Here is a 21,998-nt window from a genome sequence, read left to right on the forward strand (position 1 = left end):
GTCAATCCTTCACCCGGAAGAAGCGCAGTGCGCTCACCTTGGACGGCTCGGCGGCCGGCGCGCGATACAGCTCGGCCTCCTTGGTGCCCTGGTTGATCACCACCCCGGGGCCGATCCAGCAATCCCGGGCCACCGTGATGTTGTTGCCCACCGCCACATTGACGCCGAAGAAGCAGTTCGCCTCGATCTCGCAGAACCCGGAGATCACGACATGCGAGGAGACGAACACGTTGTCGGCGATATGCGAGTGGTGGCCGATGTGGTTGCCGCTCCACAGCACCACATTGTCGCCGAGCGTCACGAACGGCTGCACGACGTTGTTCTCGAAAATGAAGCAATGCTTGCCGATCTTGACATTCGGCCAGACGAAGGCGCGGCTGCTGACATAGCTCGCAAGCCCGTAGCCCAGCTCCTCGGCGGCGCGCATAAGACGATGGCGCAGCCAGTTGAGCTGGCTGTAGACGATCGCGACATAGACGTCGTGGTCCGCCGGCGGAAACCGCGTGGTCAGTTCGTCGAGCGCCACCACCGGCCGCCCCAGCAATCGCTCGGTCTTGAGATAGCCGCGCTCGACCGCGAAGCCGACCACGTTGTAATCGGAATCGTGGGTAAAATACTCGCAGGCCACCTCGGCGAAGGCGCTGTCGCCGATAATCACCAGATCTCTGGATTTGATCGTGGCTGGCGAGCTCATCAGGGCCTCCTGATCAGAAGATCTTCACGCCGGTTCGCCATCGGCAGCTCGGCCGGCTGCGGCACCAGATAGGCATCCGCCCCCGCCGCCCGCGCGCGCAAAACTAGCCCCATCAGAACCGAATCGTCGATCACGCCGGGCTGCGGGCCGTCCGGCCGCTGCGGAGGCAGCGTATCGCTCCGGGTGAACTGCTTGTGGAAGGCGATGCCGGCGTCGCTGGCAAAGAACCTGTAGCGCTTCGAGGCGTTCGGAATGTCGCCGATCAGGCACTGCCCGCCGGCAGCCAGCAGCCGCAGGATCTCGTCGGCGAAGGCGTAGGGATTGCCGCTGGCAAAGACATAGTGAAACACCGAGTAGCAAATCACCACATCGACCGCGCCGTTCAGCTCGGCAAGGCCGCCGGCGCACTCGGGAAACTGACCCGGCCGCTTGACGACGAAATCCGGATCGGGAAGCTGCGCCAGCATCTGCGGCGAATCCACCAGAAACAGCCGGTGCTGCTGCCGGCGGCAGAGCTCGATCAGCATGTGCGGCACCGCGCTGCATCCCGGACCGATGTCCAGCACCGTGAGGCCGCACTGCCCGAGCCGCGGCAGCTTTGCGGCGATGTCGTTGACGATCAGCTCCTCATATCCCTTGCGATAGGAATCCGGAAAGCCGATCTTCTCATACATCGAGAGCCGATCGTCCGAGGCGAGCTGCGCAAATCGCGCGTAATCGAGCTGGTCCCATTCGATGTCGGGTTTATCGGTCATCACAAATCCGCAGCTCGGAACACGTGCAACGCGTCGCAGACCCTGACTATCTCAGTTTCCGTCATTTCTGGGAAGCAAGGCAGCGTCACGATCTCGGCGGCGACCCGCTCGGTCACCGCCAGCGACACCGGCGCGCGGGACAGCCCCTGCAGCGCCGGCTGCTGGTGATCGGAAACCGGATAATGCAGCTCGGTGGCGACGCCCTGGCTGTCCATCCAGGCACGCAACGCCGCCCGATGCGGCGTCCGGGCCACGCACAAATGCGCGACATAGGCGGGGTCGGCGGCGTCCGGCAGCACGATCTGCGGCGCGGCGACGGCATGGTAGCGGCGCACGATGTCGCGCCGCCGCGCGTTCCAGCCATCAAGATACGGCAATTTCTTGCGCAGGATGGCGGCCTGGATTTCGTCGAGCCGGCTGTTGCGGCCGTGCGGCGCGACCGCCTCGTATTTCCGCCCCCAGCCATATTGCCGAAGCGACCGCAACGTCGCGCCGAGCGCTGGATCGCTGGTGACGATGGCACCGCCATCGCCCATCGCGCCGAGGTTCTTGGTGGGATAAAAGCTGAAGCAGGCGGCCGCGGCAAAACTGCCGGCCTGCCGCTCGCCGCGTTTCGCGCCATGGGCCTGCGCGCAATCCTCGACCACCGGGATGCCGCGGCGTTGGCCAATGTCGGCGATCAGCTCGATCGCAGCCATCTGGCCGTAGAGATGCGTCGCCACGATCGCCTTGGTGCGCTCGCCGATGCAGGCCTCCAGCGACCGCGGATCCATCGTCAAGGTCACTGGATCGACATCGGCAAACACCGGCGTCGCGCCGATCGCCACGGCCGCCGCCGAGGCATACATGCCGGCATTCGCCACCGTGACCACCTCGCTGCCGGCACCGCATCCGACCGCGCGCAGCGCCAGTTCCAGCGCGTCGGTGCCGTTGCCCACCCCGATGCAAGCCGCAGCGCCGACATAGGCTGCGAATTCGGCCTCGAACGCGGAGACCTGCCGACCCAGCACGAACCATCCGCTGCCGACGACCTCGCTGACCGCCTGTAGAATCTCCGTCTGCACCGGTTCGGTGTGCCGCTTCAAATCGTTGAGGGGAACCTGGGGTGTCATGCTGTGAACCGCTGTTGGCGCAACCGGGCGAGCAAGCGATGCCGATGTCGCGAAGGGACGCAAGCGCGATCAGGACGAGAGATAGGCATCGATATGCTTGCGGTAGAAATCCACGGTCTGGCTGAGCCCGTCCGCCAGCGACGTCAGCGGCTGCCAGCCCGTCAATTGCCGGAACGCGGTATCGTCGGTGAAATAGTCACCGATATCGATCCGCTTTCGATCGGCGGGAAATTCGCAGACCTGAAAGCCGGAGGACCCGCGCACGCCGGCCAGCCGCTGCGCCAATTCCTCCAGCGTCACGGTGTCGGAACCTCCGACGTTCAGGACCTTGCCGATCGTGCTGTCGCTGAGCGCCGCGGCAATAAACGCATCGGCGGCATCGTCGACATACAGAAAATCCCGGCGCTGCGCTCCGCCCCAGACTTCGAAGGGTTTTCCCTGAATCAGGTTCTTCACCCAGATCCCGAGGAAGATCTGCCGGGCGTCGCGGATCCGCATATGCGGCCCGTAGGTGTTGGTCAGGCGCAGCACGGTGGTGGGTAGGCCGTGCACGGTGTGATACAGCAGGTGATAGGACTCGCCCGACACCTTGTTGATGCCGTTGACGTCGACCGGATTGACCGGATGGCGTTCATCGACCGGAAGGTATTGCGGGCGACCGTAGACCTGCCGGGTGCTGGCATAGATGATCCGGACGTCCGGATTGATCTCGCGGCAGGCTTCCAGCAGCGACAATTGTGCCAGGCAATTGATCTGCAGATCCTCGAACGGCGCACTCATCGAATCGAGGTGGCTGGTCTGGCCGGCGAGATTGAAGATGATATCGCAATCGCGCAGCAGATAACGCAGCCCGTGGGTGTCGCGGATGTCGGAGATGTTCACCCGGACGCGATCCCTGATCGCCCCGATATTGAACAGGTTGCCGCCGAAATTCTCGTTCAGGCTATCGACCAGCAGAATATCGACCTCGGCACCGGATTCCAGCAGCCGCCGCGCCAGCGCCGAGCCGATCAGCCCGACGCCGCCGGTGATCATGATCTTCTGTCGATTGAACCTGGAGAAATCCAGCATCACGGACCTCTTTCAGTCACCGCCAATTCGCGCGGCGCGCAACCCGAATTCCTGACCGCGCCGCGGCCTAGCGCGCCGCCGGCAGCCACATCGGGCGCCGCAACCGAGGGCGTCCTCCCTGCGCGATTACGCAAGCCGGACGGCAGCGCCATCCGCTCGCAATTCGCCGCGTGCCGCCGCCCGTGATTTCTCACTCGTTGTAATTGAAATACTTGAAGCCGTGATGCGCAACCAGTTCGTCGCGCTGCGCCGACTTGAAGTCCTCGATCATCATCTCCCGCACCAGTTCGCCGAAACTCACGGTCGGCGTCCAGCCCAATAGCCGCTTGGCCTTGCTGGGATCGCCCAGCAAAGTTTCCACCTCGGCCGGGCGGAAATAGCGAGGATCGATCTCGACCAGGCACTTTCCGGTGCCGGCGTCGTAGCCCTTCTCGTCGATTCCCTCGCCCTCCCACCGCAGCTTCAGATCGATCTCACCGGCCGCGGCCTGCACGAACTCGCGAACCGAATGCTGTTCGCCGGTCGCGATCACGAAATCGTCCGGCTTCTCCTGCTGCAGCATCCGCCACTGCATTTCGACGTAATCGCGGGCATGGCCCCAATCGCGCAACGCGTTCAGGTTCCCGAGATAGAGCCGGTCTTGCAGGCCGAGCTTGATCCGCGCCAGCGCCCGGGTGATTTTGCGGGTGACGAAGGTCTCGCCGCGAACCGGGGACTCGTGATTGAACAGGATGCCGTTGCAGGCATACATGCCGTAGGATTCCCGATAATTGACGGTGATCCAGTACGCATACAGCTTCGCGACCGCGTAGGGCGACCGCGGATAGAACGGGGTGGTTTCCGACTGCGGCGTCTGCTGGACCAGCCCGTACAATTCGGAGGTCGAGGCCTGGTAGAACCGCGACTTGCCGATCAGCCCGAGAATGCGGATCGCCTCGAGGATGCGTAGCGCCCCGAGCGCGTCAGAGTTCGCGGTGTATTCCGGCTCGTCGAAGGAAACCCCGACGTGGCTTTGCGCGGCGAGATTATAGACTTCGTCCGGCTGCACTTCCTGCATGATGCGAATGAGGCTGGTGGAGTCCGTCAAATCGCCGGAGTGCAGGGTAAGATCGTAGCCCTTTTCGTGCGGGTCATGATACAGGTGATCGATACGATCGGTATTGAACAACGAGGTACGCCGCCGAATGCCATGCACGGCATAGCCCTTGGTCAGCAACAATTCGGCGAGATAAGAACCATCCTGGCCGGTGATGCCGGTAATCAGCGCAACTTTTTTCGTCATATCCTGCAATGTCCTAAGCACGGTTCGGGCGGCAGCCTAGTCTCGGTTCATACACAATCCGAGTAGCCAAGACTACAACTGGACCAAGACAAGCCGGGGAAATGCTGCAGGCGCTGAAGCTAAACCATTGGGCTAGATACCCGTCACAATATACCTCATCGTCGATTATATCGCTTGCAGTTGTTGTTCAAGCCTTAGATTGGCGGTCGCGCCCGCCGGCGGCCCCGCCGCCGCCAACGTCATGTAACAATCGCATCCTGAAGCGTTCCCGGCCGAGTCCCGTCGGAGTGTGAATGCCGGATCCAAGCGCCCGGCACCGATCTGAAAAAAGAGCGGTTTCGCCCCCGGGCAAGGCCGCCCGGAGGGGCGGCCGACTTGATCTGACATGGATGTTGTCGTAACAGCTTGGCTAGCATTTCCGGCTGGTCAACGCACCGCCCGCGTGGGAGCTGAACAACATTTGTGGTCGCTTCGCGCGCCGCCAGGGTCATGAATTCAGGCCAAATTCGGGATTAGGCTTTTGCTCAAGAAAACATTGACGGCAAGACTTTCCCTAATCGTCAAAATACTTGCCAGCGTTGCCCTGATTTTCCTGGTTCTGCCCCGCCTGAATATCGACAGCGTCAAGTCGGTGTTGCTCGATCGCAACATGCTCTACGCGATCATCGGGTCGGTGGTGATTCTTTTCGTGCAGTCGCTGCTCGCGGCGGTTCGCCAGCAATACGTCGTGGCGATGTTCGGGCAGCGGGTGGGTTTCCTGCAATCGCTCAACATCTGGATGGCCGGGCTTTTCCTCAGCCAGGTTCTGATCACCTTCGTGGCCGGCGATATTGCCCGCGTCGTCAAACTGACACGATCCGGAATGCGGCGCCGGGTGGCCGCACAGGTGATCATGCTCGATCGCATGATCGGCCTGCTCACGCTGTTGGGGATGGTGGTGATCGTCACGCCGGTGACCTACGAGCTGGCGGACTCCTCTCCGGTCCTGCAAATGTCGCTGCTGCTATTGTCGGCCGCCTCCGCGGCCGGGCTTGCCGGCGCGGTCGGGCTCGGCATCTTCAACCGGAACGATCGGCTGTCCTCGATGAAGCTGATGCAGAACCGGATCTTTTCCATCGCCACGGATCTGGTGTCGATCGTCCGCATGATGTTCAGCCATGGCGGCTCCTCGCTGGCGATCGTGGCGCTGAGCGCGCTGATGCATTTGCTGAACGTGGTGGCGATGATCTTTATCGCGCGCAGCGCCGGCATCGTCGCCTCGGTTGCGGAGATGGCGGTGCTGCTGATGCCGATCATGCTGCTGATGATCCTGCCGATCTCCTTCGCCGGCTGGGGCGTGCGCGAGGCCGCTACCGTCGCGGGCTTCGGCCTGCTCGGGATTGCCAGCGGTCCCTCCTTTGCGGTGTCGGTGGCGTTCGGGCTCAGCCTCGTGCTAACGAGCCTGCCGGGTGCCTTCGGCGTGTTCTGGAAAACCAACATGGAAGCCCATCCCACAGCCTAGATCGCAACTCGATTACGAGTCGTTCCGGTCAGCCCCTCTTCCGAGCGAGTGAGTTACATGCACATAGTATTGACCTCCATCAACGCGCCCAATGAGGCACTGCGGATCATCGCCGATGGAGCCAAGCAGGCCGGGTTTCAGTTCATCGTGATCGGCGACACCAAAAGTCCGGCGGATTTCTCGCTCGACGGCTGCCGTTTCCTGGACGTCGCGGCGCAGCTCAAGACCGGCCTCGCCTTCGCCCAGAGCTGCCCGACCCGGCACTACGCCCGCAAGAACATCGGCTATCTGCTGGCGATCGCCGAGCGCGCGCCGCTGATCCTGGAAACCGACGACGATAACATTCCGCGGCCGGACTTCTTCGGCGCCAGGCATCGTCACGTCGAGGCCAGCGCGATCCGCGAATCGCGATGGATCAACGTGTATCGCTATTTTTCCGACGTGCAGATCTGGCCGCGCGGCCTGCCGCTGGAGTTCGTTCAGCAGCCCGCGCCGGATTTCGAGAGCCTCGCGGTCGAACGGTTGGATTGCCCGATCCAGCAGGGCCTCGCCGATGAAAACCCCGACGTCGACGCGGTCTACCGGCTGCTGCTGCCGTTGCCGCAGTCGTTCCGCAGCGACCGCCGCGTCGCGCTCGGCCAAGGCGCCTGGTGCCCGTTCAACAGCCAGAACACCACCTGGTGGCCCGAGACCTATCCGCTATTGTATCTGCCTGCCTATTGCTCGTTTCGGATGACCGATATCTGGCGCAGCTTCGTCGCGCAGCGCATCGCCTGGGAGAACGACTGGCACATCCTGTTCCACGAACCCACCGTCTATCAGGAGCGTAACGAACACAGCCTGATCAAGGATTTCGCCGACGAGGTCCCCGGCTATCTGAACAACGACCGGATCCGCAAGACCCTCGAAGACACCCCGCTGCGCAAGGGCACCGCGCACATGCTCGATAACCTCGCCCGCTGCTACGAAGCGCTGGTGAAGCTCGACGTCATCGGCAAGGATGAACTGCCTTTGCTCAACGCCTGGATCAGCGATCTCAACGATATCAGCGAGGGGCGCAGTGGAACCAAGTAACACCAAGGGTCAGCTCCGGCTGTCGCTGTGTCTGCTGACATGGAACGAGTTGAAGGGCTGCCAACAGGACGCGCCGCGGCTGCCGCTGCATGCCTATGAAGAAGTCTTCGCGGTCGACGGCGGCAGCACCGACGGCACGGTCGAATACCTGGAATCGCTGGGAATCCCGGTGTATCGGCAACCCGTCAAGGGCTACAATCAGGCCTACCTGTTCGCATTTTCCAAGTGCACGACCGATGCCTTGGTGCTGTTCCACCCAAAAGGAACGGTCGATCAGCAGGACATCCTGAAATTTCGCCCGCTGTTCGAGGCCGGTAATGACCTCGTCATCGCCAGCCGCAATATCGAAGGCTCCAAGAACGAAGAGGACGACGACTGGTTTCGTCCGCGCAAATGGTTCGTGCTCTGCATCAGCTTCGTCACCGCTGTACTGTGGCGCCGCAAAGGCCCGATCATCTGGGACGTGCTGCACGGTTTCCGCGGCATGCGCAAGGACCGCTTCCTGGCGATCGAACCGTTGCAGGAAGGTCTTTCGATTGACATCGAAATGGTGGCGAGGTGCTACCGCAAGCGTTACCGTGCGGTGGAATTTCCGACGCGGGAGTCCAGGCGGATTGCCGGTGAGACGCATTTCAAGGCGTTCCGCACCGGCAAGCTGTTGCTGAGCTACCTGTGGAGGGAGCTCGGTCGACCGGCTTGAACCGCGTGGCGCGGTACTGACGGCTGCCTGGGAGCAGTTGACGACGTGACCGCGCGCCGAGCCGGCCACGGCAACAGCCGCGAGAATTGCAGGGCAAACCGCCCAGTTTGACAGGTGCGAGATGGACGCCGAAGCCGCCGTGCAAAAGACCCCGTTCGCGATCAAGGGCCGCAAGATCTGGGTGGCCGGCCATCGGGGAATGGTCGGCTCCGCGATCGTGCGGCGGCTGCAGAGTGAAGACTGCGAGATCATCACCGCCTCTCGGTCGGAGCTAGACCTGCGGGTGCAGGCCGACGTCGCGCGCTTCATCGAGACCCAACGGCCCGCGGCGATCTTCCTCGCCGCCGCCAAGGTCGGAGGCATTCTCGCCAACTCGCGACACCCGGCGGAATTCCTCTATGAGAACCTGGTGATCGAGACCAACATCATCCACGCCGCCTGGCAGGCCGGCGTGGAGAAGCTATTGTTCCTCGGCTCGTCCTGCATCTATCCGAAATTCGCGCAGCAACCGATTTCCGAATCAGAACTGCTGGCGGGCAAGCTCGAGCCCACCAACGAGGCCTATGCGATCGCCAAGATCGCCGGGCTCAAGCTGTGCGAGGCCTATCGGCAGCAATATGGCGCCCGCTTCGTCTCCTGCATGCCGACCAATCTCTACGGGCCGCACGACAATTTCGACCTGACCTCGAGCCACGTGCTGCCGGCGCTGCTGGCCAAGGTGCATCAGGCCAAGCTGCAGAACAGCCCTTCGGTGGAGATCTGGGGCTCCGGTGCGCCGCGCCGCGAGTTCCTGCACGTCGACGATCTCGCCGACGCCACGATTCACCTGATGAAATTTCACGAGAGCGCTGTGCCGCTCAACGTCGGCACCGGCGTCGACGTGACCATTCTTGAACTCGCGGAAACCATCAAGCAGGTGGTCGGCTATCAAGGATCTTTCGTGTTCGACCGCAGCAAGCCCGACGGCACGCCGCGCAAACTGCTCGACGTCACCGCGATCGCGCGACTGGGTTGGACGCACCGCATCGCGCTTCGCGACGGGGTGACGCAGACCTATGCGTGGTACAAGGATAACATCGCAGCTAAAGCGTGATCTTTTCCGAAAGCGGGTGCCCGCTTTTCGGGATCATGCTCTCGACCATCGCGGTTCGTTCGTCTTCGCGGCCAGCACGGCTCACCGGCTGACGCCCTGGATATAGGTCGTCGCAAAGCTGAGATTGGCATGGCCGGCCGCCAGCGGCAGCAGCCGTTCAAGCGCATGAAGCACCGTGCCGTCGTCGTCGATCGGCTCCTCCGGATAGTCCTCCCAGCCGAGATCGAGGCTGAACATCGGCGCCAGCGCCTCCGCCCGCGCCCAGAACATCGTGCCCACCGGGAATTCGTGAAACTGCGGCAGCGGCAGGGCGATGTTCATTTTCCTTGCAAGCTGCTCGGCGAGGCCGCGATTCTTGCTCCAGCCAACGATATGCGGCTCCTCCGCAAACACCATGCCGAGCCCGGGGTCATCCTCGAAGCGATGCAGCACAAAATCCATCATCGGGTAGAGATCCCCGATCAGGTGATGCCAAAGAAAATCCCGCCAGGTCTCGCCGCCCGCCGGATCGACCGACAGGCTGCGCTTGCCGTGAAAATGCCCGATCACGTCATAGCCGCCCACGAGTTCCTGCCGGAACGCGGTGAGAAACGGACCGATGTCGCGCCCACGGTTCGGTACCACCCTGGTCACCACGCAACCGCGATCGTATTTCGCGGTGGCCGTTTCAAGGAACTTGGCTTTCGCGATGGTGTCGGTTGTCAAATACAAGTCGCATCGATGCTGATTGGCCCCGAGCTTGGCCAGGAAATCGACGATGAGTTCCGGGTAGTGGAAATGCGCCTGGATCGCGACCCGCAATTTGGTCGGCCCGCTCAGCCTGTTGTCGCCGGGGATCGGCCGGAAAACGCTGTGCAGCCACGGCCCTTCAGGCTGGCCGCGGCGAATGAAATCCGCCAGCGGGTTGCTGCCGGGCGTCAGTGGCTCATTCCGCTCGGCATAGAGCTGCGGATGAAACCCGGGAAACGGCCGTCTGAAATCCGGCAGGATCTGCAGCGGCGACGGCGCCATCAGGGTCGAGGACCAATAGGCGAGGAATCGCTTGATCGCGTCGTCGCGCGACTCGCCGCGGCTCGACGGCGGCAGAAAGATCGTGTCATCGAACAGCGGATCGTTTCGGATCGTATGGAAGTCTTGCAAGCGCTGCGACACCGCGCCGATCGCAGACAGCCCAAGGTCTTCGAGTTGGCCGATATAGCGGCGCATGTCGAAGGTGGCGTGGCCGAGCGCGCGCGTCGCTTCCGAGAGACGCTGGCGCAGCCCGGCATCGCTGGATAGCTCCATGATCACGCTCGCGGCGGCGCCGACATCGAGATGCGGAACCACCGTGAGTTTGGCGACCGGATCGCGCAGCAGGATCTCCGCAAAGCCGCTCGCCTGATCGAAGCAGATCACCGGAAGGCCATGAATCGACGCGTCGATCGTCACGTTCGGCAGCGGATCGAGCCGCGACGACAGAAAGAAGGCATCGGCGTTGGCATAGGCGTTCTCGAAACCGACAACCTCATCGAGCAGACTGACCCGATCGTTCAAGCCGGAGCGCAGGATCTGCTCGCGGATGTAGACCGAATAGCTCATGTCGCGATCCGGCTCGTAGCCGTGGCCGATCCACACGAACCGAACCGGCAGCTGCGGCGCCCGTCGCAACACCTCCGCGGCGGTCATCAAGAACAGGTCGATGCCTTTGCGAATGTGCAAAGAGCCGGCGCCGAGCACGACAAAATCGTTCTCGTGCCCTTCCGGACGCATCGCCTTCTTCAGTTCCTTGGACTCGTCTTTTTTCGCCTTGATCGGCAACAGACCCGTCAGGTCGCACAGCCCTTGCGGGATCACCTGACAGTCCAGATCGGCCAGATTGGGGTGTTCTCTGACCGCCGCTTCCAGCACCAGCCGCGCCGAGAAGACGATCTTGGTCGCCCAGCACAGCGCCTGGCGCACCGACTCCAACGGCCGCGTGTAGGATGAAAACTCATGCATCAACATCAGCGTCGGAACGAAGCACCTCGAAAACGGCTGCACGATATCGCGCGACTCGATGCTGTTGACGACGGCAAACCGCACCTTGCGGGCGTTCAAGATGCTCTTCACGAAGAACTTCAGTTCGGTCGGCGTGCGCTCGCCGTCCTTGATGACGATCAGGTGCGAGGAGATCGCGGCAAAATCGCCGACCAGCGCCCCACCGTGCATCAGGATCACCACCACGTTGTAATTTTCGGCGAGCTGTTTGGCGATGTTGAAGGCCAGAATGGGGGCGCCGGTTCGCGACGCATCATGGCTGACCACGACGACGGTCCGCTTCGCGGGTGAGAACCGCGTCAGGTCGATCGGCTGCCGGTCGGCGACCGACAACGCGCAACGGTTCTCATATTGTCCATTCGCCACAAAGTGATACAGACAATTCAAGCGCGCGCCGGCCACGTCGGCGTAGCGTTCCGCGTAGTAGACCGGATCAAACCCGGCCGACGGCCTGAACCCGAGCTGTTCGCCGACAATCAGATAGTGCAGCACCGGATCGAGACCCGCCAGCGCCGCCCCGACCTGCTGGCGATAATAGGAGACATCGAACAACGGACTGAGCCGCATGACCTCGGCGAACCGATCGAGCTCGTCGCGATTCTTGTAGACCGGCCATCCGGCCATCTGCAGCACCGCCAACGTCAACAGCGGCGGCCCGGAGAATCCCGCCGACTCGAAATAGGAGGCCAGCAGAGCGCCGTCAAAATCGCGGTGCGGCGACAATCCAGCTATCCAGCCCTGTTGCAGATAGTGGTTCACCGCATCCTGTGTCGGATGCAGTCGCGCCTGCGCTCGATAATAGACGTCTTCGAAGAGCCCCGTTTCCTTGATCATCAAGCGTTCGGGCCCGGTTAGATCAATATTCATCTCGCAACCAAAATAACAAAAACCCGATCAGAACCCTGCTTTGCCCGCCGCGGCGAGGCAAGCACCGGGCGGCGCAATTGCTGAAAAAAGCTGTGACAGAGCAAGCCCGGCACGCAACAGCCCACGCCCGACATCGTCTCTGCAGGCGAGCTGCGCGGCGCCTGCTGCAATTTGCATCCCGATCCCAAGATCAATTCCCGTGCCCGTCCGTTACCGGCCCAACCGCGTCAGCCCACGCCTGATCCAGCGTTTCACCGAACCGGGCAGCCATTTGGCCAGCGACGCCACGCGCTGATAGCGAGTTAGCACCACATCATACTGCTGGCGAAGGTCCGCCAGTTGCCGCTCGTTTGCCTCTCGCTCAGCTTCGTACTGCCTGACAATTTCGCGAAACTCGCTTTGGCTGAGCTCGGTGGCGTCGGCATGCAGGCGGACATTTTCGAATTGACGGGCGCGTTCGCTCTGAACGGTACGAAGGTCATGGTTGAGGCGCTCAATGATGCTCGACTGCTGACGAACCAGATTGCGCAAGGCCTCGCGCCCGGGGTCTTCTTGGTCAGCCATGAGCGACGCATCGGCGCGCTCCAGCGCCCCGAGCTTGAGCTCTTCGAGCTCGAGGCTCAGCCTCCGAATGGTCTCCTGGTTATCCTCGCGCTGAGCCTCGGCCGCCTTCAGGCGAATCCCGACAATCGCGAGCTGTTCGTTGCTGGCGGCGATTTGTCCGGTCAGCGCCTGTAGGCGTTCATTGAGGTTGTTGATCTCGGTTCTGCTGGCCTCGATCTGCGCGACCGAATGCATCGCGTGGGCATCGGCGGCCGCCAGCTGTCCGGTAAGTTCAGTCCGGATGTCGCTCAGGCTGCTGAGCCGTTGCTCGGCTTCGTTCAACCTGCGGATGTAGTCCTGCTGCGTCGACGCGATCAGCCCAAGCGGCCCCGCGGCCAGATTGCCGGCGCCACCCAGGTTCGCAGCGGCGCCGCCGGCGTTGTCCAATTCGTCGAAAAAGTTCTGATCGAAATACAGACTGGGCTGCAGCGATGGAATGGCCGCCGCCGACGCCAAGGCGATCAGATAGCGCGCCGCGGGAATTTCATGCGAGGTCTGGAAACTCGTCCGGTCCCGTCGCTCGAACATCCACGGACGCCAGTCGCCCTTGGGCTCCCCCCGCGGCCAGATCGCCGACCCGGCGATCACGCGTTGATCCAAGATCCCGTGTTGCGGGAAATGCCGGGCAATCAGTTGCGAGAACTCGTCTCTCGACAGCTCCTTGACGTGATACGGATTCGGCGGCTCGTCCAAATCGTTGTAGACGTCGCGGTCAGGCGTGCTGACGACGAACAACCCGTCGGGCTTCAAAACCCGCTTGATCTCGGTGATGAAATCGTCCTGCCGATCGAGATGCTCGATGGTCTCGAACGAAATCGCGACGTCGACCGAGTGGTCCGGCAGCGGAATGCTGAGCGCATCGGAACAGTGAAACGACAGCCCCGGCTGGCCGGCATAGGCTGCGCGGGCATGCGCCACGGCAACGTCGCTGACATCGACTCCGACAACGGTGCTGGCGACCTGCGCCAGGAACGCCGAGCCGTAGCCCTCACCTGATGCGACGTCGAGAACCGCTTTGCCACGACAGAATTCCCGCGCGAGCAAATAACGATGATAGTGCTCGAACTCGATCCGGCCGCCGAGACCGGGCACCATTCTCTCGCCCGTCCAGGCTAAAGCCTGTTCGTGAGCCGGAATCTCAAGAATTTCATTCACCATCGCTCAACCAGAAAAGGAGGCATCCAGGGGTGGGATATTCGATATTCTTTCGAAACGGCTCGCGAGGGTGCTTCCAAGGGGGGGGGCATTGCGGCTCTGTTCAACTAGAGGTTAGGCAACTTTCAGCGCTGGCGCAAGCCGACCACCCGGCTGTTGCACAAGCCGCCGAGGTTCGTTCAAGGATGCTCGCTGCGCCACCAAGCGATCGTTCGCGCGATGCCCTCCTGCAACGAAATCTTCGGCGACCAGCCTAACGCTTGCTTGGCGCGGTCAATCGCCAAAATCGACACCGGCAGGTCGACCGGCCGGTTCGGCTTCCAGACCGTGCTGAGACTCCCCAGTTGAGCTTCCACCGCGCCGATAATATCGCGGATACTTTTGCCCTCGCCGCTGCCAATGTTAAAAATGCGCTCGTTGCCGTGATGGTCCGCCGCCGCCAGCATCGCATCGACCACGTCGTCGACATAGATAAAATCACGAACCACCGACCCGTCACCCCAGATTTCAATGTCGTCGTCGGCAAGGCGGCGCGAAATCAGCGCCGCGATCAGCCCCTGGTTCTTTCCGGTCTTCTGGAACGGACCATAAGGATTGCTGACGCGCAGAATCCGATACTGCAGGCCGTGGATCGCGCCGTAGAGCGCCAAATATTTCTCGAAGGCGAGCTTGCTGATCGCGTAGGCGGTCATCGGATCGGTCGGCGCCGACTCCGGCGTTGGTATCACCGCGGACGGGCCGTAGATCGTCCCCCCCGACGACACAAACACAATCCGTCCGATCGACTGCTTCGATGCGAGATCGAGCAACGCCAGCGATGGTAGCAGGTTGCTTTGGACATCAGCAGCAATATTGGCATTGGCCGATTGCGGCGTCGCGGAATTGGCAAGATGGAAAATGACATCCACCGATTGCACGGCATTGATCAGCGAGGTCGCGTCGGACAGATCGCCCTCGTACCACTCCACGCCTTCCATCTGCGCGCGAAACGCCGACCGCCGGCCAAAGGCGCGGACCCGCCAACCCTCCCGGACCAAGCGGCGACACAGATTTGTGCCGATAAATCCGCCGCCGCCGAGCACGACACATGATCTTGCGTGATTCAACTCAGCCTCGCGGTCTGTCGCAAAACGATGCTATAGCGTTTTCGAGCGAAGTGGGTCCCGGTTCGCGTGAAGAAAACGCGTCAAATTAACAATCTAGAGTTCCAGTTCTGATTCTATCAGAACCGGAATAGCTCTAGGGCGATTCCGACGCGCCACGGCCGAATCGGGTTGGGCCGATGGAGCGGCGATCGGCAACCGCAGCGGCGAACGTTGTGCGCCACGCCGCCGCCTCGCTCACCAGATGTCCGACGGATACGCGGCAAGTCCAGAGACGTAGCGCGCGTAGTCGCTTTTTCCGAGTTCAACGCCAAGCCGCGCCATCTGCTCGCGATCGATGAAGCCCTGATTGAACGCCACCTCTTCGGGGCAGGAGATCCGAAAGCCCTGGCGTTTCTCCAGGGTCGCGACGAACTCCCCGGCCTCCAACAGGCTGTCCGGCGTCCCGGTATCCAGCCAGGTAAAACCGCGTCCCATTCGCTCGACCGACAATTGCCCTTTGTCGAGATAGACTCGGTTGAGGTCGGTGATTTCGAGTTCGCCGCGCGCCGAAGGTCGGATGTTCGCGGCGATATCGACCACCTGCTGATCGTAGAAATACAATCCGGTGACGGCGAAGTTGGATTTCGGCTGTTTCGGCTTCTCCTCGATCGAGGTGGCCCTTCCCGTCTTGTCAAAGGCAACGACGCCATACCGCTCGGGATCGGACACATGATAGGCAAACACCGTGGCGCCGACGGCGCGCGCGGCGGCATGCTTCAACAGTTCGGGAAGGCCGTGACCGAAGAAGATATTGTCGCCGAGCACCAGCGCCGAGGGGCCGCCCTCGACAAATTTCGCACCAATGATGAACGCCTGCGCCAAGCCTTCCGGCTTCGGTTGCTCGGCGTAAGATAGCGACAGTCCCCAGCGCTGTCCGTCACCCAACAGCGACTGGAACAGCGGCAGGTCATGCGGCGTCGAGATGATCAGAATTTCGCGGATGCCCGCCAGCATCAAGGTGGTCAGCGGATAGTAGATCATCGGCTTGTCGTAGACCGGCAACAACTGCTTCGATGTCACCAACGTCATGGGATAGAGCCGCGTGCCGCTCCCTCCAGCCAGAATGATCCCCTTCACGATGCCCCCTATGCCTCTTGCCGTAGCAGCCGGTCCAAGCAGTCGCCGAGCGACGTCTTCACCGGCGGAAGATGAACGCCAAACAGGGAATTCAGCCTCGCCGTTGAGAGCTGTGAATTCAACGGCCTTGATGCAGGTGTCGGATACTCCGAAGTGGTAATCGGATCAACCGGGATGGTTCGCCCACCATGTAAAGCAGCGCCGGCGATAATCGCCCGCGCGAAATCGCACCACGTCATCACCTCCGGACCGGCAAGATGCGTAACACCTGCGAAGCGTGAATTCCAGCCTGAATCGCCCCAGATTCGGCCTATGGCAAGGATCGCGTTGGCGATATCGGGCGCGTAGGTCGGACATCCATGCTGATCATCGACGACACGCAGCCGGTCGCGCTCGGCCGACAAGCGCAGCATGGTGCGGACGAAATTGCTGCCGAACGGCGCGTAAACCCACGACGTGCGTAGCACGATATGCTTTGGATTGGCTTGGCCGACGGCGATTTCACCCTCGAGCTTGGAGCGGCCGTAAATTCCCTGCGGTGCCACCGGATCGCTCTCGACATAGGCCCCTTGTTTGTTGCCGTCGAAAACGTAGTCGGTCGACAACTGGATGATCGGAATACCCAGCTTCGCCGTAATCCGCGCAATGGATCGCGCGCCGTCGCGGTTGATCGCGAAGGCCTGATCCGGCTCGGCTTCGGCCTTGTCGACCGCGGTATAGGCCGCCGGATTGATCACCAGGTCCGGCTTGAAATTGCCGATCGCGTTTTCAAGCGACGACGGGTCTTGCAGATCGACCAGCGGCCGAGCGCCGTAGCCGTACACGATGTCCGGTTGCAGCGCCGCTGCTTCGCGCAGCGACCGCGCCACCTGACCGTCGCCACCGATGACATAAAGCCTCATGATCGCTCAGGATTTGACAAGGCCAAGCCGCTCCCCGGCGTAAACACGGTTGCGCAATGGCTCCCACCAGTCAGCCCGATCCAGGTACCAGCGCACGGTCTTTTCGATTCCGGTTTCGAAGGTCTCGTGGGCGCGCCAGCCCAACTCGGTCTCGAGCTTGCTGGCGTCGATTGCATAGCGCTGATCATGGCCGGGACGATCGGTCACAAAGCTGATCAAATCATGATGCGAAGCGCCATCGGGACGCAGCCGGTCCATCCAGTTGCAGATTTCCCGCACCACGTCGATGTTCTTCCGTTCGTTGCGGCCGCCGATATTGTAGGTTTCACCCGGGCGGCCCTTGGCGAGTATGATGCCGAGCGCGCGGGCGTGATCCTCGACGTAGAGCCAATCGCGAATGTTCGAACCGTCGCCATAGACCGGCAGCGGCTTGCGATCCAACGCGTTGAGGATGATCAGCGGGATCAGCTTTTCCGGAAAGTGATAGGGACCGTAATTGTTCGAGCAGTTGGAGACGATCACCGGCAAGCCGTAGGTCCGTTGCCAGGCCTTCGCCAAATGATCCGATGCCGCCTTGGTGGCCGAATAGGGCGAGCTGGGGTCGTAGGGTGTGGTTTCTGTAAACAGGCCGTCATCGCCGAGCGATCCATACACCTCGTCGGTGGAGACGTGGACGAAGCGAAACTCGGTCGCTGCGTTGTCGCGGCCCGAAGCGACGTAGCGTCGCGCCGCCTCAAGCAGCGTGAAGGAGCCCAGCACGTTGGTCTTGACGAAAACGTCGGAGCCGGAAATCGAGCGGTCGACGTGACTTTCGGCGGCGAGATGCACCACCGCATCCGGCTGATACTTGGCGAAGATCGCCCTGACGGCGTCGGCGTCGCAGATGTCGTGGCGTTCGAACGCGTAGCGAGGACTGCCGGCCACCGGCTGCAGCGAGGCCAGATTGCCCGCATAGGTCAGCTTGTCGATGACCACGACGTCATGGCCGAGATCGGCGACGAAATGCCGGCAGACCGCCGATCCGATGAAGCCCGCGCCGCCCGTAACCAGAACCCGCATCTTGCGCTCCTGAAATCAGACTGAAAAAGGCGGAGCGGCGGCATCGAGGCGGGGCTGCTTACGATCCTTATCGGAGAGGATAAGGTCCGCTGCCGCCAATCGCCAATCGATGGCCAGGGACGAATCGTCCCAGGCGATGCCGCGGTCGCACTCCGGTGCGTAATAATCCGTGACCTTGTAGATCACCTCGCAATCGTCCTGCAGCGTCACATAGCCATGGGCGAAGCCCGGCGGAACCCACAACTGACGCCAATTGTCCGCCGACAGTTCGACCGCGACGTGGCGACCAAAGGTCGCCGACCCGCCGCGAATGTCCACCGCCACATCGAGAATCGCGCCTTTCGAGCAACGCACGAGCTTTCCCTGGGCATGCGGTGGAAGCTGAAAATGCAAACCGCGCAGCACGCCCCTTTGCGCCGAGTGAACGTGATTGTCCTGGACGAAAACGGCGTCGACGTCGAACTTGGCAAACAGGTCCGCGCGATAGGTTTCGGAGAAGAAGCCGCGCTGGTCGCCGTGCTTGGTCGGCGTCACCAACAGGATGTCGGGTAATTCCAAACGTTCAATCTGCATCTCGGGCACAACTCAAGCCATGAAAATTCCGCGAGACCTGGAAGCCACGCGCTTCGCTCGCGATTTCAGGCTCGACGATCTATCTACCGATGCTGCTCGCAGTCATATCTCAGACGCGCGGCACAGTGTCGCGAACGCTCCCGTCTCGCAGGCGGTTTCTAGCCACTTTCAGGCCGTTGCGCAACACGCCAGCGGCGCGCAGCGCGGCCGCGGGACGCCGCCGCGGGGCGCGGGATCGATCGCAAAATCACTCGCCCGGCACTCCGAGGCAGCGAATATCAGTTCGGCAATGCCATCCGCGACGATTCGAGACATGTAGCAAACCTAGGGCCGCGATGCCCTGCGAAGCTCTTGGAGATCGGACCGCTGCGACAACGCCAGATCGGCGATACGCCACGAGCCGCAAGATGCGCGATCCACAAGATCGAACCGCAATGATGTGATCTTACCTCCCAGCACCCAGGCCGGAAAGGCGTCGACCGGAACGACGACGCGGCCGTTGTGGGCGTGAAAGCTGACCGATCGCTTGGTCTCGACCGATGGCGCTTGCTCCGTCGTCCAGAACAGCTCGAGAGCCGACGCCGGGGTGGCGGCCAGGCATTCAAAATTGAATGAAATGATCCCCATGTCCGAGCCGACCACGTCGAGCCTCGACAGGTCCACCACCGCAAAGGGGTCGGGCCCCTGCGCGGTGATCGCCCCGTCGGCGGATTGCGACGCGTCGTGCAAGCCGGCGCCCGTAAACGCCACCGTCCTTTGCAAGGCCAGTTGCGGCGCAAGCCGGTTCCAGACTTTGCCCCAGGTTCGCGGCAACGCGCCCAGATCGCGCAGCACCAGCGCTGTCGTCAACAGATCGAGTTCTTGTTGCGAGCGCGTGAGGTCGGGACTTTCGCCCGGCGATGAGGACGGTTTCAGCCAGATCCCTCCGCCGCCTTCGATCGGCCGGTAGTTCTCGATCACGTAGCGAAACAACAGCGGAGACCGCAATCCGACCGGCGCCCCGTCGTGCAGCACCGCGTCCGGACCCGCCAGCGCCAACGCCGGCGGGCGTTGCACAAGCGCGGCAATCGCCCGCTTTTCCTGATTGACGTTGGTCAGATTGTACACCGCGCCCTCGATCGGCGGACGCCGATCGAACAGATAGTAAAGCCCGCTGCGGTTCGTCAGATCGAGAAACGTATCGCTTGCGGCGATATTGGCATCGAGAAACGCCTTCAACGCCGCGCGCTTTTTCACCCATTCGGGATCCCAGAGAAAGGCCCCCAGCCGCGGCAGACCGGCCTGCTCGCCATGCTGGACGTCGGCCGGGCTGTCGACCGCCATCATGCGGTCGAACGGATTCATGCTCCAGCTATAGTTGACCAGCGGGGCGAACGCGCCGGCGAGCGCCGCGGACGCCAGCGCGATCGCAACGCGGCGAGAGTTTCCAGACGGGGACCGCATAAATGCATAGAGCGGAAGCAGGATGGTGAGAAACCAGAGGCTCGCGAAGCCGAGCCTGGAAATTTCCCCCGGATCGATGCGGCCTGCGGCGCGTGGAATGAACAACACGCCCAACAGGAAGATCGGCACCCCGATGATGACGTTGAGGGTGCGCGGTTGCAGAAACGCCGCCAGCCCGACCGTCGCGGGCCGCGCCTGGCGAATCCCGAGATAGACCGCAATGCCGATCCCAATCGTGACGATGATCCAGGAGATCCGGAAGATTTCCCAGAGCAGGCCGTGGGCACTGGGCCTCCAGGCAATGCCATTCATCGCGGTGTTGGCCGATGACTGCTCGAGTCCGTAGCGGATCGCCCCTCCGATCATCGCGCCCAGCGGCGTGAAGGCGTAGAGCACCCCGCCGAGACACGCCAGCAGCGCCAAGTTTCGCAACAGCACCGCCCGATCGCCGCGCACCGCCTCGACGAAGCGGAAAGCGCCCAGGAACGCTGTCGCCAGCACCAAAAGGCCGCCCTGCCCCGGCGCGAACAACACCGCGACGGTGCCCAGGATCACCCATAAGATCAGCCATGTCGCCGGCCGCAGTTTCAAGCTGCTGATGCAGATCGCCGCCAACAATCCGGTGATCACCAGATCGATTTCGGACAGGTTATTGGGCGCCGGGGCGATGCAGACCAGAAAGAACGCCAGCCACGGCCCGGTCAGGCTCCGCAACGCGACGAAAAGAAACACATACACGCAGAACGCCAAATAGGGCGCCATGAACCCGTAATTCACCCAGCCCGGCCGAAACATCAATTCGCCGAAGGCGCCGTACACCAGATTGACCCATCCCCGCGCCGGCGACAGATCGACATAGGGCAGCATGTGGAATTTGATGAGCGCCCAGAACGGCAGCGCGGCTTCGCCGGTGTGATAGTCGTCGAGCAGGTGGAACGTCGGCAGATCGAAACTGACCTTGAGGGTGATCGCGGCAAGCGCTACCGCCACCGGATTCAACAGGCTGCCGTTTGCAAGATTCGGCAGCGCATCCGGCAGCCGCCAGGCCGCGGCACTCGCGCGCAAGGTCCGCACGATCGACGCGATCATTAACACGCCAAGACACAGTGCGCCGAACAGCGAGACCTGCAGAAGATAGTCCAGGCTGGTCCCGGTCTTGATCAGCGGCCCGATCAGCCGGACCGCGCCGGCCAACAGGCAGGCCTGCGCCAAGCCGAGCGCCAGGCATCCGTAACGCGCGATCGATTTAACGTCGGCTTGCGAGAAGACGATCACACTGAGAATACCGCAGCCGATCAACGACAGCTTGGCCAGAACGGAGGAGATCGTCGCAACGCCGAGCGTTTCGATCGGCCACTGCGTCGTCGCCGCCAGCAGCGCGGCCCAACTCGGGACGGTCAGCGCCCCGGCCAGCAGGCCGAACCCCAGAAACGGCAGCACCCAGTTGAAATTCAGCGCCACCGCCCACGCCTGGCGATTGCGCAACATCCGGCCGAACAGGCAGCTCAGCAGCACCGTCTCGGCCACCGTCGAATACAGCACGATGACAACGTCGATCCGGGTGGCGAACAGCAAGCCGGAGGCCGCGAACACCGCAGGAATGTTCGCCAGAATGAGATTCTGCTGCAACGACGTGATGGTCAGCGGCGACACGTTGCGGCGCAGCCATTCGAACAGCTCGAACATCGCGATGAAGGCGATCAACGCCAAGACGATCGCTCCGCCGGCGGCGGCATAATCGCGCGCCTTGTCGGCCGGCCCGACGATGGTCAGCGTTCCGGCCGACAGCGTTCGCACGCTGGAAACGCCTCGAAGCGCGGACGCTCCGAGGAACGCGCCGTAGATGGCGTATTTCGCAGCCACCAGGGCGGCAGCA

At 62.3% G+C, this 21,998-nt stretch carries 17 protein-coding genes; 4 read left to right on the plus strand and 13 right to left on the minus strand.

The features are described from left to right. Position 1: 1 nt before the first annotated feature. The 5 genes from VGC77_RS10165 to gmd all read right to left on the minus strand — a co-directional run bounded on the left by VGC77_RS10165 (position 2) and on the right by gmd (position 4,914). A complete protein-coding gene (locus VGC77_RS10165) occupies positions 2 to 694 on the minus strand; it encodes an acetyltransferase (RefSeq protein WP_331171447.1) in 693 nt (230 codons plus the stop codon). Then, on the minus strand, positions 694 to 1,449 hold the full coding sequence (locus VGC77_RS10170) for a class I SAM-dependent methyltransferase (protein ID WP_331171448.1): 756 nt from the start codon (positions 1,447 to 1,449) through the stop codon (positions 694 to 696). The genes VGC77_RS10165 and VGC77_RS10170 overlap by 1 nt, the downstream gene beginning before the upstream one ends. Continuing rightward, complete coding sequence (locus VGC77_RS10175; protein ID WP_331171449.1) at positions 1,449 to 2,561, minus strand: DegT/DnrJ/EryC1/StrS family aminotransferase; 1,113 nt, start codon at positions 2,559 to 2,561, stop codon at positions 1,449 to 1,451. Before VGC77_RS10175 ends, VGC77_RS10170 begins: the two co-directional genes overlap by 1 nt. A 69-nt stretch (positions 2,562 to 2,630) precedes the next feature. Then, complete coding sequence (locus VGC77_RS10180) at positions 2,631 to 3,632, minus strand: NAD-dependent epimerase/dehydratase family protein (RefSeq protein WP_331171450.1); 1,002 nt, start codon at positions 3,630 to 3,632, stop codon at positions 2,631 to 2,633. Positions 3,633 to 3,822: 190 nt separating this feature from the next. Beyond that, the gene (gene gmd / locus VGC77_RS10185) at positions 3,823 to 4,914 is read right to left on the minus strand and encodes a GDP-mannose 4,6-dehydratase (protein ID WP_331171451.1); all 1,092 of its coding nucleotides are present in this window, start codon (positions 4,912 to 4,914) and stop codon (positions 3,823 to 3,825) included. 535 nt (positions 4,915 to 5,449) lie between these two features. On the opposite strand from gmd, the gene VGC77_RS10190 reads away from it, so the two are divergent. From VGC77_RS10190 to fcl, 4 genes are all read left to right on the plus strand, one after another. Beyond that, positions 5,450 to 6,415 (plus strand): lysylphosphatidylglycerol synthase transmembrane domain-containing protein, encoded by a 966-nt coding sequence (locus tag VGC77_RS10190; RefSeq protein WP_331171470.1) that lies wholly within the window; start codon positions 5,450 to 5,452, stop codon positions 6,413 to 6,415. Positions 6,416 to 6,472: 57 nt separating this feature from the next. After that, positions 6,473 to 7,489 carry an STELLO glycosyltransferase family protein gene (locus tag VGC77_RS10195; protein ID WP_331171452.1) on the plus strand — a complete coding sequence of 339 codons (1,017 nt, stop codon included), beginning with the start codon at positions 6,473 to 6,475 and terminating at the stop codon, positions 7,487 to 7,489. Next, the gene (locus VGC77_RS10200; RefSeq protein WP_331171453.1) at positions 7,476 to 8,189 is read left to right on the plus strand and encodes a glycosyltransferase; all 714 of its coding nucleotides are present in this window, start codon (positions 7,476 to 7,478) and stop codon (positions 8,187 to 8,189) included. The genes VGC77_RS10195 and VGC77_RS10200 overlap by 14 nt, the downstream gene beginning before the upstream one ends. A 121-nt stretch (positions 8,190 to 8,310) precedes the next feature. Beyond that, positions 8,311 to 9,282, plus strand: coding sequence for a GDP-L-fucose synthase (fcl, locus tag VGC77_RS10205; protein ID WP_331171454.1), 972 nt, complete (start codon positions 8,311 to 8,313; stop codon positions 9,280 to 9,282). A gap of 81 nt (positions 9,283 to 9,363) precedes the next feature. On the opposite strand, the gene VGC77_RS10210 is transcribed toward fcl, so the two are convergent. From VGC77_RS10210 to VGC77_RS10245, 8 genes are all read right to left on the minus strand, one after another. Beyond that, the gene (locus VGC77_RS10210) at positions 9,364 to 12,132 is read right to left on the minus strand and encodes a rhamnan synthesis F family protein (RefSeq protein WP_331171455.1); all 2,769 of its coding nucleotides are present in this window, start codon (positions 12,130 to 12,132) and stop codon (positions 9,364 to 9,366) included. Positions 12,133 to 12,375: 243 nt separating this feature from the next. Next, positions 12,376 to 13,926: a methyltransferase domain-containing protein gene (locus tag VGC77_RS10215; RefSeq protein ID WP_331171456.1), complete on the minus strand. Its 1,551-nt coding sequence runs from the start codon at positions 13,924 to 13,926 to the stop codon at positions 12,376 to 12,378. A gap of 176 nt (positions 13,927 to 14,102) precedes the next feature. Further along, positions 14,103 to 15,005: an NAD-dependent epimerase/dehydratase family protein gene (locus VGC77_RS10220; protein WP_331171457.1), complete on the minus strand. Its 903-nt coding sequence runs from the start codon at positions 15,003 to 15,005 to the stop codon at positions 14,103 to 14,105. 258 nt (positions 15,006 to 15,263) lie between these two features. Then, entirely contained in the window at positions 15,264 to 16,145 is an 882-nt protein-coding gene (gene rfbA / locus VGC77_RS10225) for a glucose-1-phosphate thymidylyltransferase RfbA (protein ID WP_331171458.1), read from the minus strand. A gap of 8 nt (positions 16,146 to 16,153) precedes the next feature. Continuing rightward, the gene (rfbD, locus tag VGC77_RS10230) at positions 16,154 to 17,047 is read right to left on the minus strand and encodes a dTDP-4-dehydrorhamnose reductase (RefSeq protein WP_331171459.1); all 894 of its coding nucleotides are present in this window, start codon (positions 17,045 to 17,047) and stop codon (positions 16,154 to 16,156) included. Between the two features lie 6 nt (positions 17,048 to 17,053). Continuing rightward, entirely contained in the window at positions 17,054 to 18,106 is a 1,053-nt protein-coding gene (rfbB, locus tag VGC77_RS10235) for a dTDP-glucose 4,6-dehydratase (protein ID WP_331171460.1), read from the minus strand. 15 nt (positions 18,107 to 18,121) lie between these two features. Continuing rightward, complete coding sequence (gene rfbC, locus VGC77_RS10240) at positions 18,122 to 18,679, minus strand: dTDP-4-dehydrorhamnose 3,5-epimerase (RefSeq protein WP_331171471.1); 558 nt, start codon at positions 18,677 to 18,679, stop codon at positions 18,122 to 18,124. 324 nt (positions 18,680 to 19,003) lie between these two features. Then, positions 19,004 to 21,919, minus strand: coding sequence for a hypothetical protein (locus tag VGC77_RS10245; RefSeq protein ID WP_331171461.1), 2,916 nt, complete (start codon positions 21,917 to 21,919; stop codon positions 19,004 to 19,006). Positions 21,920 to 21,998: the final 79 nt, after the last annotated feature.

Source organism: Rhodopseudomonas sp., from assembly GCF_036404135.1.
In the GTDB taxonomy this organism is placed as follows: Bacteria; Pseudomonadota; Alphaproteobacteria; order Rhizobiales; family Xanthobacteraceae; genus Rhodopseudomonas_A.